The sequence below is a fragment of the Colwellia sp. RE-S-Sl-9 genome (assembly GCF_048296855.1).
Lineage (GTDB): Bacteria > Pseudomonadota > Gammaproteobacteria > Enterobacterales > Alteromonadaceae > Pseudocolwellia.
On the sequence record NZ_CP182631.1, the window covers coordinates 1,629,787 to 1,645,598 of the forward strand.

Sequence of the window (15,812 nt, forward strand, 5' to 3'; positions counted from 1 at the left end):
AACTCGAAGATAATGGTGTAATTTAAAGCTCAAATTACACCATAAGTACATACGATAAATATAGGAACTAGCTCCTACAATAACAAAATAAGTGTTAGCTATTTTTACTTTTTAGAGCGATACGCTGTGCTTCTTGACTTCGTTGTTGACGAATTTCTTCACTTAAGCCTTGCGCAAAGAATACACTAGGATCATGAATAACATCAGTATTATTCGCTACTTTTGAACGTGGCATTTTGTTCTGTAAATCACAATCAAAACGCCCTAAAAAGCTAAATTTATTCTTAACAGCTTTATGATCACAAAAATGAGATAGACCCCAAGTAAAGCCTTGTCCTTCACCTTCACTAGTAAAAATATCAGGTATATAAGGGCCAGCTCCCACTGGCATTAACGATGTAACCGCTGCTATATCAAAATTTACACCGTCTTCAGAATATTGAATGGTGTTCGCCTCAATTCCATTACGAATAGCAAAAGCAGCAATGCCTTTACCAAAACGAAACATAGTGGTTTCATGACCAGAGTTGAGTATTGGATTTAATGGATGCTTGGTATATGGCCCAAGAGGATCATCAGCAATAGCTAATCCATTACCCACCAGGTAATCAGGTCGAACGCCTAAAGCCGCTTTGTAATAAACATAAATTTGATCGTTTACTACCATAGGATATGGCCCATGAACTGAATACTGATCCCAATCGCCTTCAGGTCCATTACCAACAACGATATGGCCACATGGTGTCCAAGGTCCGTCTGGCGAATCAGCATAAGACACAGTTACTGGACAATTGTCTCCCTTAGTTCCACTGGCTTCTTCAAACGCTTGGTAATATAAATAATACTTCCCTTTCCATATTAAAATGTCTGGTGTGCAAACCGCTCGCCATCCTAATGCTGGTTTTTTAGGGCGAGGCACTGCAACACCTTGTTCTTGCCAAGTAAAGCCATCTTCACTTGTTGCATACCACACTTCACTTAAATCCCAATCCATTGATGGTATTTCATCAGTACATAGATCAGCTCCTTGTGGAGGTGAAATAGTGTCGCGCTTGGTATACCAAATATAATAACGGCCATTTTCACAGATGATTTTTGAAGGATCACGACGTGAAATTTTTCCATCTCTATCACCGTAATCAAAGCCTTCAATTTCAGTATATTTAAAGCTCGTAAATAACGGGTTATCTTCTGGCCTAGGCGTTGGGTATTTACTGTAAAGGCGCTCCATTGCTTGACTTAAATCACGTTCAGGCCGAGTTGGGGGCAAGTGCCAAGGAAAACCTTCGGTGTCATATTTACTCTTCATAAAATCCTCTAAGAATTCAATTTAATTTAATTTTTTAAATAATTTGATCGGTATTTTGTTGATCAATTGAAATTGGCTTTTCACGGCAAACATAAAAGATTATTGCCCCCAATGCCAAAATAATAGCCCCCATGATCGCAACAACTAGTTGTCCTTTATCAGCTATAATCGCTAGTGATAACATAATTGCGCCAATTGCCGTGATCCCAAAACCAATCACTTTAATACCTTTAGCATTATCTGATTGATGTTGTTCATTTGAAACGAATTCCGCAGCTGCGGTTCTCACTTCTGTTGCTTCAATATAGGCTTGATACAATGGAGCTTGTTTTTTACGAGCACGTAAAATAAGTTCAAAAACAGCTAAAATAACCATAGGTAAACCAACACCTAACATCATTTCTTGAGCACGATCTAACGATAATGATAATAATGTAGGGCTGACAAATTTAAAGAAGCCATTCACGGCTAATGACACTATAGTTGTGGTTAAAATGCTCGTACCTGTTTGATAGCGTGAGAACAATAACCAAATGGGTGGTAAAAACAGTGCTCCACCGGTTAATGCTGCCATAGTCATTACAACCTCAACCACGCCTCCCATGTAAGGGACTAATAGGGCTACAACAATAGTAACAACACCTAATACCCCTGTAGCAATACGCCCTACTTTAACTAATGTTTTTTGAGATGCATCAGGTTTGAAGCGCTTAAAAATATCATTAGTAATAACACCTGCGGCAATATTTAATGAGGTATTTATAGAACTAGAGGTAGCAAAGATCATCGCCCCTAACATTAGACCTAACATTCCAATAGGCAATACTTCTTTACTCATTAATAAGTAAGCGCCTTCATTTTCAAAGCCTGCTAATTCAGGATTTAACGCACGATAAATCATTGGTGCAATCATCCAAATTACAGGGCTAATTAAGTATAAACCGCCAAACAACCAACCCACTTTTTTAGCGTCTTTAGGCTTAGAAACACTAGTAAAACGTTGAATATAAGCCCAGTTTCCCGCAATAAAAAATAGGTTGTATAAACCAAATGCAACAATAAAGCTCCACGAGTATTCGCTATTCGTCAGGTTGAAAAAACCTTCAGGTGCTTTATCAATAAAATTACTAATGCCGCCTATTTTATCTAACGATAACGGAACAACGATTAACACGGCAGCCGTTAACACTACAAACTGTAAAATATCGGTAACAATTACAGCCCATAATCCACCAATAGCGGTATACAATAAAATGAGCAAACCTAGTGCAACAATTGTATATTCAATTGATAATCCGGTAGAAACTTCCACAATCTTAGCCACTGGGTACAAAAAAGCACCTGTTGAAAAACTCGCTATGGCTAAAAATATATAGGTATATACTTTTTGTACCTTGATACCCAATCGATCTTTAATAAACTCAGCAGCAGTTAATACTCTCGTTTTTTGCCATTTAGGCGCAATATAAAAGCCAATAATGAGGCCAGCAATACACATGGTCCATTGAATAGTGACAGCCACCCAACCATGTTTATAAGCAATTGAGCCCCAAACAACAAAAGTGCCTGCCGAGAAGAAGCTCATAAATAACGATAAGCCGCTCATCCACCAAGGCAGTGCTCCACCAGCAGAAAAAAAGCTTTTCATATTTTTACCTGAGCTTGAAAAGCTTAAACCACAACCAACAACTAACAAGGTGAATAGTAAAATGACACTTAGATCAATGATATTCATCGTTTACATCCTAATATATTGTTAAAAAAAGTACTTCCATCGTGAAATATAATTAGGACACTAAGGTTTTTTGGTGTAATAACGCACCCAATCAATCGCCATACTCGTACCATCAATATCATCAGTAACAGGGCCAGCAATAGCGGCTTTTAAAATAGCTAAGCTAAATAACATAGTCGTTTCACTGAAACAAACATCGTTACGCATAGTGTGATAAAGTTTTCCATCAAAATAGAATTTAAAATAATCTTCATCCCAAGCTATACCATAAGTATGATATTCCTCTGAAAAGTCGGCAACATTTGCAGAATCATAATTAGCAATTTCAACCCATTCATTACCATTGTGATATTCAATTACATAATCACTGATCAAATTACGGTATAAACCTTTAGATGGACCCGACTCTTGTAACCAGCCATTGATAAATTGCACCGCTCCTATGTTTTTTTCTGCATTCCAGTTAAGCTCTATAAATTTATCGCCATGCTTATCAGATACCCAGCGAGTGTCTATGCGATCATCAATAGCATATTTTTCTTCAGACACTAATCGCTTATATATACCGTTAGTAGCTAAGGTCATATCTTTGGCTAAAGCATGGTTTGTTAATGTTTTTACTTGCTCTTCATCAAAAGCTTCAGGGTAACCTGAGGCAGAAGGAGCAAAGACTCTAAACTCATTAATATGAATAGATGCTGGATTTTGTGAACGTAAACGAATTCTTTTAGTTTTTATAGGTTTTGCTAAAACAATTGTGTGATCTGGTTGACCAATTAAAGTATGGTGCAATTGATTATCTGAGTGACTAACACGGCCATTAGGCAAGGTATAAGTATCAGTCCAATTATGAACATTGGTATTCATTATATTAGGGTAGTGGCCTTCATTAATATCCACTTCACAGGCTTTTTCACCTTCGCTAACCCCTTGTTTAGGCCAAAACCAAAAAGAGTTATTGGTACCGTAAGCGCCAGCGTATTTATAACGAGCTTCAAAATAACCATAATGAAATGCACGTTTTGACCAAACATTTCCTGTTGTCCATTCTTGTCCGCCACGACTTTCTTTTTTACTCATTAAATGCAAAACACCGTCTTTTACAATAGCGTTATCTCGCCAGCGACTACTTAGCACCCATGCGTTTTCTGTAGGTCCATTTTGAGATATCCAATTACGGTCTAATTGCTTATTAGGATAATTAAATTCATCACTCCAATTTAACTGCCATTGACTTAAATCTATCGCGTTGTCATTTGCTAATGATGTTTTAGATAATGATAATATAAATACCAATACCGTAATAACATTGCGCATTACAATCTTTTTTTCCATGTTGACACCTATTAATTTCACTGTATTTAGCCGTATATACGTTTGAGTTAATAGGTAATGTTATCAATGAAAATAAGTGACACTTATTTTTTATGTATTAAATAACCTCAGATCGGGATAAGCCATGTTACTCAACAAGCTATTTTTATGCCTAACTTCGTTGAATTTGTTACTAATAGCCAGCTATTAGATAGAAAAATCCGCCTTGTTACACACAAAAATATCAATGTTGAGAGATTAATATAGCTTAAGAAAATAACGATACAGATTAAGTTTTGATAAAGAAGGGTTTTAATTCATTCTAACATTCATTAACCCGAGTTGAGGTTAAATAAAATAATGGAAAACGTTAACGATCGACTTTTAATTATTTGCTCAATATGCAACCTTTTATATTTTATTTACGTTAATAGTTATGAAAGCAGCAAACAACCTAAGACTTAATTCCACAAACAAATACAATATAGAAAGGTGTTTTATGAAAATTAAATTAATTTCAATCGCAGCGATTTTAGCTCTTACAACAGGATTTACAGTAAACGCATTTAATACTGACAGCACAGCGACCGACGTTAAAAAATCAGCATTTAAACACGGTCATAAAATGAAACATCATCATAAAGGCAAGCATCACATTAGTGAGATAGTTAACAACTATATGCTAGCGCAAGGTGATATTACACAAGGCGAAATTGACCTTCAAAAAATTGAACGCGAAACAACACGTACTGAATTGAAAGCGATGAAAGAAGCTGGAGATAGTGAAGGGTTAAAGGCTAAAAAAGCTGAATTAAAAGCCAAGTATGAAGCGCGTAAAACAGCAATGAAATCATACATTGATAGCCACGAAGAACTACAAACATTAATTAAAGAAAAGAAGCAAGAGTTTCGTGCTAAAATGAAAGAGCGCCGTAAAGAAAAAGAGAAGCAAGATCAAATGAAACTTCTGAAAGTTAACATTTAATCTGCGCTTACTCACGAGTAAAATGGAGAGTTTCATTTTGCTCGTGAATACTTTTTTATATCACTTTATAATGCTCCGTCTCTCCTTATAATAATTCACAATAAACTCACTTTATTCATCAAGCCATTTTTCTTTAATACTTAATATTTTATCAAGCTCATTTTCTATAACAATAACAAGTTCTGGATCAAAGTGTTTACCGCTTTGATTACGAATATAATCCATGGTTTTTTCTACGGTCCAAGCCTCTTTATATGGGCGCTTACTTGTAAGGGCATCAAACACATCAGCTAAAGCAACAATACGTCCTTCAATAGGTATTTCTTCACCTTTTAATTGATTAGGGTAACCTGTACCATCCCATTTTTCATGATGAGTTAACGACACTATTTTAGCTAAACTTAATAATTCAGAATCAGTTTCACCTAAAATTTCAGCTCCTATTTGAGGGTGTGTTTTCATAATAGAAAACTCTTCATCTGTGAGTTTTCCTGGCTTGAGCATTATACTATCAGCAATGCCTATTTTACCTATATCATGCATAGGAGCCGCATTAAGAATGTTTTCAGAGTGAGCTTTAGATAATCCGTAAGCTAAAGCAATTACTTGAGAATAATGACTCATGCGCATAACATGCATGCCCGTTTCATTATCTTTGTACTCAGCAGCCCGACCTAAACGTTGAATGATTTGCAACCTAGTTCGTCTTAATTCTTCTGCCTGCACTAACGACAAATGTGTTTTTACACGCGCTCTAACTACTGCCGGTGAAACGGGTTTGGTTATATAATCAACCGCTCCTACTTCAAAACCTTTAGCTTCATCTGTATCGTCGTTCAAAGCAGTAACAAAAATAATAGGTATAGACTTTGTTTTATCAATATTTTTAAGCGTAGAGCACACTTCAAAACCTGTCATCCCAGGCATCATAACATCAAGCAAAATAAGATCAGGCTGTTCTTTTTCTGCAAATTTCAGCGCGTCTTCACCGTTTTTAGCAAAAGATAATCTATAACTGTCTTGAAGAATTTGTTGAAGTACTCGTAAATTAGTAGGCTCATCATCTACTACTAATACTTTATACTGATGCTCTTTCTCATTTCTCATTAACAGCTCCATCTTTTTTTACTAGGGTAATTAGTTCCTGTATTAGACTTTTTGCACTTTCATATTCAAAGTCGTTCACCGCGAGTATTAACTTTTGACTTAATTCTTGTATCGATGAGTAAGCTACGTCATTTAAAGTGTTGAGTAAGGCTTCATCAAAACCTTGACGTTCAATCATTTTTTCAAGCTCATAGAGTAAGTTCTGCCACTCTTGTTCGGTTAACTTCACAAGTTTATTTTGTACTAGTGTAATGTTCTCGTCGTTTGGTTTATTGGTAATAAATTCTTTCAAACTTATTAATGTAGCATCAATATCATCAATACATACAATACATGATTTTTCGTCTTTATTATTCGCCGATTGCTCAATACCTGAAAAAAGTCGATGTAACTTAGTTAACGCTAAATTGCCACTTAAGCCTTTAAGTTTATGGCCTTCTTCGGCTAACTTTTTCCATTGTTTATTTTTACATAAGTTTATTAATTGTTGAGTAATATCACCATAATTTTTAACAAATAAGCTAAGCTCTTGAATTAGTCTTTGTTGGGTTCCCCATAATACCTTCCCTTTTTCATAATCAATTAATGCTGAAGGAGATACTTCGTTTACGTTATTTATCTCAGGTTGTTCAAGCTTAATTCCTAATGAATGGGCTAACTCTATATAAACTATATCAATATCGACAGGTTTGCTTGCAAAACCATTCATACCTGCATTTTTAGCTGCGCGTCTATCATCTTCAAGTACGCTAGCAGTTAAAGCAATGATGGGAATATTTGGAATGTTATTACTCGTTTCATATATTCTTCTAGCTCTTGCCGTAGCTAAGCCGTCCATAACGGGCATTTGAATATCCATTAACACAGCATCAAATTCCTCTGCTTCCATCATTTGTAGAGCTTGTTTTCCATCTAAAGCAGAATTCACACTATGGCCATCACGCTGCAGTAGCCTTGTTAGTAATTCAATGTTTTGCACAATATCATCAACAACTAAAATATTTAGTGGGGGTAACTGAATTTTTGTACTAGGTTTAATTAGCACTTTATTTGCTGATGCCTTTAGAGGAATAACAAAGGTAAATGTAGAACCTTTATTTTTTTCACTTGTCGCTGAAAGTGTTCCTCCCATAAGCTCGACTAGTTGCTTACTTATTGTAGTACCTAACCCAGTGCCGCCATAAATACGACTCATAGAAGCATCAGCTTGAGAAAAGGCATCGAATACTTTATTAAGCTGCTCAGGAGACATTCCAATGCCTGTATCTGTTATCGAAAATTCAACTGTATTATCTTCACGTGGTTTTACACATAAGGTGACTTGTCCTTTTGCTGTAAATTTAACAGCATTACCAATTAAATTGGTTAGCACTTGTCGTATTCTGTCTGACGCACCGTGGTAAATAGGAACAAGTTGCGGCGATATATCAAGTGATAGTGCTAAGCCTTTATGTCTTGCTTCTAACCATAAAGTTGATACGACTGTATCTATCTCTTCAATGAGTGAAAAGTCTCTAAATTCGAGTTCAAATTTACCCTTGTCCATTTTGGCACTGTCTAAAATGTCATTCAGTAAATGGAGTAGAGACTTAGCAGATTGATTAATGCTTTTTAAATGCTTAGTGTCTGATGTATCTTTTGCTTCATCTAACATTATGTCGCTAAAGCCAATAATTGCATTCATTGGGGTGCGAATTTCATGACTCATATTGGCCAAAAATGATGTTCTAGCTGCTACCGCTTCTTCTGCTCTATTTTTCTGGTTAACTAACTCTTCTTCCATTTTTTTACGATCAGTAATATCCATAATAAAACCGTCTAACCAATGTTCTTCTTTTGATGGGCTTTGTATATGGCTACCTTGCCCTATCAACCATTTTATAGACCCAAAGCGATCCGTTATACGAAATTCTAAATCGAAGTTATTTTTTTTAAGCGCCATTTTTTTTTCAATTTCAGGTATATCTTCTGGGTACACTAAATCAGAAAAGTAGCGGACAGGGTTAGGTAAAGTAAAGTCCTTGGCAGGGTAACCTGTAATACGTTCAACAGCGTCACTAATAAATATCATCGGTCTTTTTTCAGTAACTACACAACGGTAGGCTATGCCAGGAATGTTAGTAATAAGAGAACGGTATTTTTCTTCATTTTCTTGTCGTTGACGTTCTAAAGATAATCGTTGGCGTATATCCGTTACAAAGGCAATAAAAAAATCATCGTTATCTATTTTTACATGTCCAATGGATAGCCTTACAGCAATTGTTGAGCCGTCTTTATGTAATGCTTCAATATCTCTTTCTACAGCAACGGTTGTTACTTGTTTGGTTTCAATAAATCGCTCAAAGTAGTTTTCATGCTCAGCTTTAAAAATTTCTGGCGCTATAACATACACATGTTTACCAATAAGCGCTTCACTAGACCAACCGAGTAAACGCTCAATTGCTTTATTTGAACTAATCACTCTACCTTGTGAGTCAATTGTAAGGATCCCATCAGCCGCGGTATCCATCATGGCTGTTAATCTAACTTCTCTATCTTTTATAGCTGCAGATATATCTTTGTATTTTAAAAGTATATTAGCGCCTAAAACCAACGCTGTAATAACCAGTGTAGCTACAGTAACTAAAATAGCTAAATACATTGAAATACTGGAAGATTGACTTGAAAGCTCAAACCCTTCAGGGCGAACAAATCTTGCTGCCGCCATACCTGTATAATGCATACCAGCTATAGCAGACCCCATAACAATACTCGCCAAAAGAGATATTTTAGTATCCCCCAAATAGCTATATCGGCTATCGCGTAATCGAGTATAAACCCACAAAGACAGCATAGCTAAAGCTGCAGCAACAACAATAGATAAAGCAAACATAGGTAGGTCGTATCGTAGTAATAATGACATTTCCATAGCAGCCATACCTACATAGTGCATGGTACCTATACCTAAACCCACTAAAGTACCGCTAACCGCTAATTGGCTCCATGTTATTTTAGACCGAGTGATCATATTCAATGTTACCCACGAAGCGAAAACACTAGGCAACATAGAGATTAACGTTAATTGAAACTGATAGTTAACAGGGGTACATAACTGAAAGGCGATCATACCAATAAAGTGCATTGACCAAACACCACCGCCTAAAGCAATACTGCCAATTAACAACATGAATTGACGCCAAAAATCAGAGCGATTATTAGTAGCATGCGAAGCTACATGCATGCCCATAAAAGAAGAAAAAATAGCGATAGCAACAGATAAAACAACCAACCACGGTTTAAAGCTACCAACAATGAGTAAATTATCTGAGGGGTACTGGAAAAGGGCTAAAATAGTATCAAACATACGCTATAAACCTTGATTTACGAAAGACTAATAATTTCATAAAGTTATTTGTTGAGTACTATAATATAAATGAATATAGCCATTAATTTAACGTTTATTTCCTTATATTAAAGCGCACACGCTTATTTAGTATATATTCCCCGCTGTAGTTATTATGTTTTCTAATAAAAATTCGGTATAAATCAATTTTAACGAAAATAATTCAATATAACTCAACCCTCCCCTTTAATTTCTGTATTAAATAAGTATAGTAAACAACACTTAATTTAACTAAGGTAATTTATGTTGCTTTAGTTAACCGCTGCTGAGGTAAATAATTTTTGAAAAAACTAGACGATATAGATTTACGTATTTTAACCCTACTGTATAACGATGCAGACATTAATAATAAAGACTTAGCCGCTAAAATTGGTATTGCCCCTTCTACCTGTTTAGAGCGTGTAAAACGGCTTAAATCAAGCGGTATTATTAAAGGCTCATTTATCGAAGTTAATCTTAAAAGCATTGGTGGTAATATAGAAGCGATAGCAGCTATTCGTTTACAGCCATATTCTGAAGAGATTGTGAACAAACTCCGTGACGATTTACTTCAGCTACCTGAAATAATCAGCTTATATCACATGGGGGGTAACTACGATTATTATATACACATGTCGGTGAGCGATAGCGAGCATTTAAGGCAATTTGTTTTCCAAGAAATCACCTCGCGCGACGAAGTACAAACAGTTGAAACTTCTTTAGTTTTTGAACACAGTAGAAGTTCTGTATTGCCTCAATTTGATGATTAATATTAACTCTCTTCAATGGTTTATTACCTATTTTTACAATAATTAGAAACAAAAAGCGGAATAACTTATCATTTAAATTTAATAAGTTATTCCGCTTTATTTTAGCTATTGACTCTTTCGACTAACGACGTTCGTGATGGCCGCCTCGTGAACGTGATGATTGGCCTGAATTTCTTGAACTTGAATGTGATCTACGTACTTCTGTGCGTTGTGTTCGTTGAGGCTTAGATTGCATTTTTACTGTTGTTTCTCTTTTTACAACTCGATTTGGCTGAGTTTCTTTAAACACAGGTCGTTCTGTTCTGTGTTGAACGGTACTTTCTTTTCTTACTGTTTCTCTATTTTTACTATATGTTTTTTTTTGCTTAACATCTTTTTGTTGTTCTTGCTTTTGTCTCCGATCAGAACCTTTATTTACCACCTGATTTTTTACCGTATTTTTATGTACAACAGCTGCCGATTTATGTGCTGGTAAAATATTACGCGTTTTGAATTTATTTTGTAACGCTTCATGCTTGGTAACTTTATGACTCTTATCTTTATACTTAACAACTTGTTTGTTACTACTTTGGTGAGTTCTATAATCCTTTTTATGAGGATAAAGCTCAGGGCTGTTGTAGTGTTTAGTTACCGTTTTACGAACAACTGGACGATTAGTGCTATAACGTTTATTTACTTCGTTATTACGGTAACTTACACCTCTTCTATGGTGTGGATTATGAACCCAACGATTAGCATAACCACTTCTAACAATACTTCTTTTCGGTGTATAGCGACTCGTATTTCTATGGTTAATAACAACTACATGTCTGTTACTCCAGTGAAAATCACTAAAAAAATAGTTCCACGAAATATGTATCCCACTGTGCCAGCCAAAAGGTCTACGATGCGAATAACTTACGCTATGTCCCCAATCCCAATATATTGGTGGGTTTAATGACCAATGCCAGTTACCGTAAACATATCGCGTATCGTAATAAGGTACGTAAATCACTTCTTTTTGAATAGGTTGAATAATAATATCTTTATCTTCGCGACTTACTTTTACGTTTTCCATTTTGTCTAAGTTACCCGCTTCTTGTGCTTGGTAACGCAAATCTTGAATAGCTTGAAGAACGCTTTCTTCGCTTTGTAAAAAAGCATCGCCTAGTTGCTGAGTCCAGCTTAAATCTTCACTTAAGCGCTTTAATACTGGAGGAAACATAACTAATGCTTTTATCGAAGGCTCCCAGTCTTCACCTTCTAATTTATTTGCTATTTGAGATGCCGATAGATCTTTGTTTTTTGTGATCCAGCGATCCGCTTGAACCACTTCAATGGGGTAAGTAGATGCAATAAGAATATGCGTTAATAAACTGTCAGGATATAGTGCCACAGGTGCTAACATTTGAGCTAGCTGTGCTTGGTTATATTCAGTGTCAGCCGATACTTCTTTAGCACTTAATGTTGTGCTTAATAAACTAAACGTTAAAGTAAAAAATAATCCGATACCTAAAATTAATTTTTTCATTGTTATGTCCTTTAGGGAAAATACATTACATACGCTATATTAGCTAAAGTAAACTGAACGCTTCCTGAACACTAAAATAGATTTAAATAAAAGTAATCACAAATAATGCACCACCTAAGGCTGATGAGTTTTGAATAGTAAGCTCGCCATTATAACTACTCACTAAGTCTCGCACTATGGCTAAACCAATGCCGTGACCTTTATCGTAAGTATCAGCGCGCGTTCCTCGTTCTAAAATCGCTTTCCGTTGTGACTCTTCAATACCTTGCCCATCATCAGCGATGGTAAAACGTAAACAATGAGCATTAAAACTTACGTCAAAATCAATACGCGACTTTGCGGCTTTGCAGGCGTTATCGAGTAAGTTACCTAGTATTTCCATTAAGTCAGCTTCATCACCTTTAAATAAGGCTTTATTTTGTATATTAACGGATATATCTAGCTGCTTATCTCGATATATTTTATTTAGGGTATTTACAAGTTTATCTGTGGTTTGTTGAATATTAACGCCTAAATGCCAAGCTGATTCTCCTGCACTTTGCGCTCTTTTAAGTTGATGCTCTACCATGTTACTGATATTGGTTATTTGCTCTTTAGTTTCTTGTGGTAGTGCCTGTTGGCTTTGAATAACAGCTAAGGGTGTTTTTAAACTATGCGCTAAATCAGACAAAGCATTTCGATACCGTTTGCGCTGATTTTGTTCGGTGCTCAATAAAGTATTTAGCTGCGAGGTCACTTGTTCAAGCTCTAACGGATAAGCTTTTTCAAGGGCGTTTTGTTTTCCTTGTTCAACTTTTTCTAGTTCAGCCGTTAATGTGTTTAATGGTTTTAATGTCCATTTCAGCCAAATAAACTGAGCAATAATAAAAATAACAATCAGTAAAATTAACCATGTCCACAGCTGTTGCTTAAAACCGTTGGTAATTGCAAGAAATTCAGCTTGGTTTTTAAAAATATGTAAAGTCACTGGAAAAGCTTGATCTAATTCACCAAAACTTACACTAATGCTGTAAGCCATATGTGGCTCATTTTCTATCAACATTTCAGTAAATACAAAATCGCCTATTTTAGGTGACGGTAAATGATTGCTAAGGTGAATACCTAATAAGGAGTCTGATTGCCACAAACTTTTTGAAACTCGTTTAAGTTGAGCTTTTTTACTTTTTAAAGTATCTGGATGTATGCTGTTTATTTGTGCGTAAAGACCTGATTGAATCACGTTAAATTGATTTTCAAGTAACATTTCTGGCATGACTAGTTGATTATCTTCAACTTCAGCCACAGAGAATATTGAGTAGCTGTATGCACGCAATTCGTTTTCTAAAGCACTTTGTAATTGATCGTTAAACGCATTACTTAACGTAATACCAATAACGGGTAACATAACTACAACCATAAACATGGCACTTAACATTAAACGTACTTTAAGGGATTGCGTTACCCAATGTTTAAACGAATAAAGTTTATTGAAAAGTTTCAATTTTTCACTTCTCAGGTAGGGTGGAGAAAGTCGTTCGGTTTGACTGTATATTTGAAGTCATAACAATCAACTAATCCGTTAAGGCTTTCATTTTATAACCTTGGCCACGTAATGTTTCAATAAAACCATATTTACCATCAGGATCAAGCTTTTTGCGTAAACGCCTAATAAATACTTCAATCACATTAGAATCTAAGTCGAAGTCTTGATCGTAAATATGTTCGGTTAAAACCGTTTTCGATTTAACCTCATTAATATGCATCATAAGATATTCAAGCAGTTTGTATTCGTAGCTACTTAAACTTACGTCACTACTATCAACACTTACCGACATGCTTTTAGTATTAATACTAATAGGTCCGTTTTCTATTACGGGGCTTGCTTGCCCTACCGAACGCCTAATAAGTGCATTTAAACGTGCTGTTAATTCTTCAGGGTGAAATGGTTTGGTTAAATAGTCGTCTGCGCCGGCATCTAAACCAGCGACTTTGTCTTGCCAACTATCGCGTGCTGTTAAAACAATTATGGGAAAGGTAAATTGTTTATCACGCAAAGATTTAATCACGCTAATGCCATCAATAATAGGTAAACCAATATCGATAATCGCCGCATCGTAAGGATGTTCCATACCTTGGAATAAACCTGACTCACCATCACTTGCAACATCTACTGAATAGTTTTCAAGTATCAACTGCTTTTTTAAATTACTTTGTAATTCCAAATCATCTTCTACTAAAAGTAAGCGCATATTATATCCCTTTACTATTTACCTTTTACTCGGCCTGACTTTGCATCTACCGTAACATTAATAATATGACCATCATCTTTTATCACTTTAACTTTGTATCCTGAACGTCCATCATTTTTAACTTTTAGTACTTTTCCACCCACCCTGCTTTTAACAATACGGGCAGCTTGGCTAGAATTTTGAACTTTATTTTGTTTAGACGACGAACCATCTGCTCTTATAAATGGCACACTATCTCCACCCAACGCAAAAACAGGTAAAGAAGAAAATAAAATAATGGAAATAACCAACACAATGGCTGTAGTGTTTTTCATTGTACTCCTCAAAATCTTTTAGAAAGCTTTGTAACAATCAACTCATAATAACAGTGTAAAAGATTGATCGCCTAACGAGAATCAATAAATTTTCTGTACTCTATATTAACAATAAATAACTGAACCAAAGCTGAACGAATAAAAGCTTTAAAATGTTCAGGTTACGTTCAGATAAAATAGGTTTTAATAGCATCATCAATAACGCTCGGTAGATAAAATTAATGCAACAACATGAGCTTTTAAAACGATTAAGGATATTTGTTATGAATAAAAACCCAATCACATTAAATACACAAGAAAGACCATCACAACAAAAACGTGTACATAAAGTTAATATGTTAAAAGGCATTGCACTTTCACTGGTTGTCTTAGGGTTTCTTGGTTTTACAATTAGCAATGTATCCGCTAACGAATTAAACCAAGCGAGTATTTCATATGGTGGTAAAACAAATCAACTTGACGACGACACGCGTAATTTAGTGATTGCACAAAACGGTCATTCAAAAGTTTATGACCAATTAATAGGTAAAGCTAAAACGAAAACCAGAGCTCAAGTGATCGCTGAAAAACAATCAACACCTGCAACCAAAGCAAAAACCTTTAATGGTATTGAAAAAAGCTTTGCACCTTTCAATACGCGTGTTTATACACCTGAATTTACCGTATACGACGCGACTTCATTTCTAGAAGATGATATTGACGGTGATGGCTATTACCAAACTTTTGGTGTGGTATTTGATGTCGATGTATATAACCCTAATGGTAATGAAAACAGCGTAATCTATGCTGAGCTATACATAAGTTCAGACGGCGTTAACTGGGAACATTACTACACCACTGACGATTTTTTAATTCAAGGAAGTAACGACCAAGATCAGTTTGAAGTGATCACAACATTTGCTGAAGGTTACCGTACTAATCATTACGATATTTTAATTGATATTTACGAAGTTGGCTTTGCCGATATTGTTGCAACGTATAGCTCTGACGATAATAATTCGCTGTATGCATTACCTTTAGAAAGTGCGGAATACGATAGAGTTTATGTTGAAGAAGTTGTGGTGCATGCGGGTAGCAGTTCGATACCTTTCGTACTATTTATTGTATTAATGGCTTTAGTAAGAATAGTAAGAGTTCGATCAAAAACAGCCTAGTAACAAAACTGATTAACAGAATCAT

The 15,812-nt window shown here is 35.5% G+C and carries 12 protein-coding genes; 3 read left to right on the forward strand and 9 right to left on the reverse strand.

Annotated elements, in window-relative coordinates; translation table 11 throughout:
* Positions 1-94 precede the first annotated feature (94 nt).
* Genes ACM9HF_RS07090 through ACM9HF_RS07100 form a run of 3 tightly spaced genes read right to left on the reverse strand, consistent with a single transcriptional unit; the run spans position 95 to position 4,379 of the window.
* A complete protein-coding gene (locus ACM9HF_RS07090) occupies positions 95-1,309 on the reverse strand; it encodes a glycoside hydrolase family 117 protein (RefSeq protein WP_473616427.1) in 1,215 nt (404 codons plus the stop codon).
* A gap of 34 nt (positions 1,310-1,343) precedes the next feature.
* Complete coding sequence (locus ACM9HF_RS07095) at positions 1,344-3,044, reverse strand: sodium:solute symporter family protein (RefSeq protein WP_473616431.1); 1,701 nt, start codon at positions 3,042-3,044, stop codon at positions 1,344-1,346.
* 60 nt (positions 3,045-3,104) lie between these two features.
* On the reverse strand, positions 3,105-4,379 hold the full coding sequence (locus tag ACM9HF_RS07100) for a family 16 glycosylhydrolase (RefSeq protein WP_473616434.1): 1,275 nt from the start codon (positions 4,377-4,379) through the stop codon (positions 3,105-3,107).
* Positions 4,380-4,857: 478 nt separating this feature from the next.
* On the opposite strand from ACM9HF_RS07100, the gene ACM9HF_RS07105 reads away from it, so the two are divergent.
* Complete coding sequence (locus tag ACM9HF_RS07105) at positions 4,858-5,343, forward strand: hypothetical protein (RefSeq protein ID WP_473616438.1); 486 nt, start codon at positions 4,858-4,860, stop codon at positions 5,341-5,343.
* Between the two features lie 111 nt (positions 5,344-5,454).
* On the opposite strand, the gene ACM9HF_RS07110 is transcribed toward ACM9HF_RS07105, so the two are convergent.
* Together ACM9HF_RS07110 and ACM9HF_RS07115 are read right to left on the reverse strand one after the other, a co-directional pair.
* Positions 5,455-6,450 (reverse strand): response regulator, encoded by a 996-nt coding sequence (locus tag ACM9HF_RS07110; protein ID WP_473616441.1) that lies wholly within the window; start codon positions 6,448-6,450, stop codon positions 5,455-5,457.
* Complete coding sequence (locus ACM9HF_RS07115; RefSeq protein ID WP_473616446.1) at positions 6,440-9,793, reverse strand: MHYT domain-containing protein; 3,354 nt, start codon at positions 9,791-9,793, stop codon at positions 6,440-6,442. The genes ACM9HF_RS07110 and ACM9HF_RS07115 overlap by 11 nt, the downstream gene beginning before the upstream one ends.
* A 320-nt stretch (positions 9,794-10,113) precedes the next feature.
* Between ACM9HF_RS07115 and ACM9HF_RS07120 the strand changes: the two genes are divergently transcribed.
* The gene (locus ACM9HF_RS07120) at positions 10,114-10,581 is read left to right on the forward strand and encodes an Lrp/AsnC family transcriptional regulator (RefSeq protein ID WP_076421007.1); all 468 of its coding nucleotides are present in this window, start codon (positions 10,114-10,116) and stop codon (positions 10,579-10,581) included.
* A 121-nt stretch (positions 10,582-10,702) separates the two neighbouring features.
* Here the strand turns inward: ACM9HF_RS07120 and ACM9HF_RS07125 are convergent, their stop codons facing one another.
* The 4 genes from ACM9HF_RS07125 to ACM9HF_RS07140 all read right to left on the reverse strand — a co-directional run bounded on the left by ACM9HF_RS07125 (position 10,703) and on the right by ACM9HF_RS07140 (position 14,633).
* On the reverse strand, positions 10,703-12,091 hold the full coding sequence (locus ACM9HF_RS07125) for a DUF3300 domain-containing protein (protein ID WP_473616453.1): 1,389 nt from the start codon (positions 12,089-12,091) through the stop codon (positions 10,703-10,705).
* Between the two features lie 82 nt (positions 12,092-12,173).
* On the reverse strand, positions 12,174-13,571 hold the full coding sequence (locus tag ACM9HF_RS07130) for an ATP-binding protein (protein ID WP_473616457.1): 1,398 nt from the start codon (positions 13,569-13,571) through the stop codon (positions 12,174-12,176).
* A gap of 70 nt (positions 13,572-13,641) precedes the next feature.
* Entirely contained in the window at positions 13,642-14,319 is a 678-nt protein-coding gene (locus ACM9HF_RS07135; RefSeq protein ID WP_473616460.1) for a response regulator transcription factor, read from the reverse strand.
* Positions 14,320-14,333: 14 nt separating this feature from the next.
* On the reverse strand, positions 14,334-14,633 hold the full coding sequence (locus ACM9HF_RS07140) for a PepSY domain-containing protein (protein WP_473616464.1): 300 nt from the start codon (positions 14,631-14,633) through the stop codon (positions 14,334-14,336).
* Between the two features lie 263 nt (positions 14,634-14,896).
* On the opposite strand from ACM9HF_RS07140, the gene ACM9HF_RS07145 reads away from it, so the two are divergent.
* Positions 14,897-15,787 (forward strand): choice-of-anchor H family protein, encoded by an 891-nt coding sequence (locus ACM9HF_RS07145; RefSeq protein ID WP_473616468.1) that lies wholly within the window; start codon positions 14,897-14,899, stop codon positions 15,785-15,787.
* Positions 15,788-15,812 lie beyond the last annotated feature (25 nt).

Bases quoted from the DNA above. Each gene is read 5' to 3' on its own strand.
- ACM9HF_RS07090 (WP_473616427.1), bottom strand. From the start codon at position 1,309: ATGAAGAGTAAATATGACACCGAAGGTTTTCCTTGGCACTTGCCCCCA.
- ACM9HF_RS07095 (WP_473616431.1), bottom strand. From the start codon at position 3,044: ATGAATATCATTGATCTAAGTGTCATTTTACTATTCACCTTGTTAGTT.
- ACM9HF_RS07100 (WP_473616434.1), bottom strand. From the start codon at position 4,379: ATGGAAAAAAAGATTGTAATGCGCAATGTTATTACGGTATTGGTATTT.
- ACM9HF_RS07105 (WP_473616438.1), top strand. From the start codon at position 4,858: ATGAAAATTAAATTAATTTCAATCGCAGCGATTTTAGCTCTTACAACA.
- ACM9HF_RS07110 (WP_473616441.1), bottom strand. From the start codon at position 6,450: ATGAGAAATGAGAAAGAGCATCAGTATAAAGTATTAGTAGTAGATGAT.
- ACM9HF_RS07115 (WP_473616446.1), bottom strand. From the start codon at position 9,793: ATGTTTGATACTATTTTAGCCCTTTTCCAGTACCCCTCAGATAATTTA.
- ACM9HF_RS07125 (WP_473616453.1), bottom strand. From the start codon at position 12,091: ATGAAAAAATTAATTTTAGGTATCGGATTATTTTTTACTTTAACGTTT.
- ACM9HF_RS07135 (WP_473616460.1), bottom strand. From the start codon at position 14,319: ATGCGCTTACTTTTAGTAGAAGATGATTTGGAATTACAAAGTAATTTA.
- ACM9HF_RS07140 (WP_473616464.1), bottom strand. From the start codon at position 14,633: ATGAAAAACACTACAGCCATTGTGTTGGTTATTTCCATTATTTTATTT.
- ACM9HF_RS07145 (WP_473616468.1), top strand. From the start codon at position 14,897: ATGAATAAAAACCCAATCACATTAAATACACAAGAAAGACCATCACAA.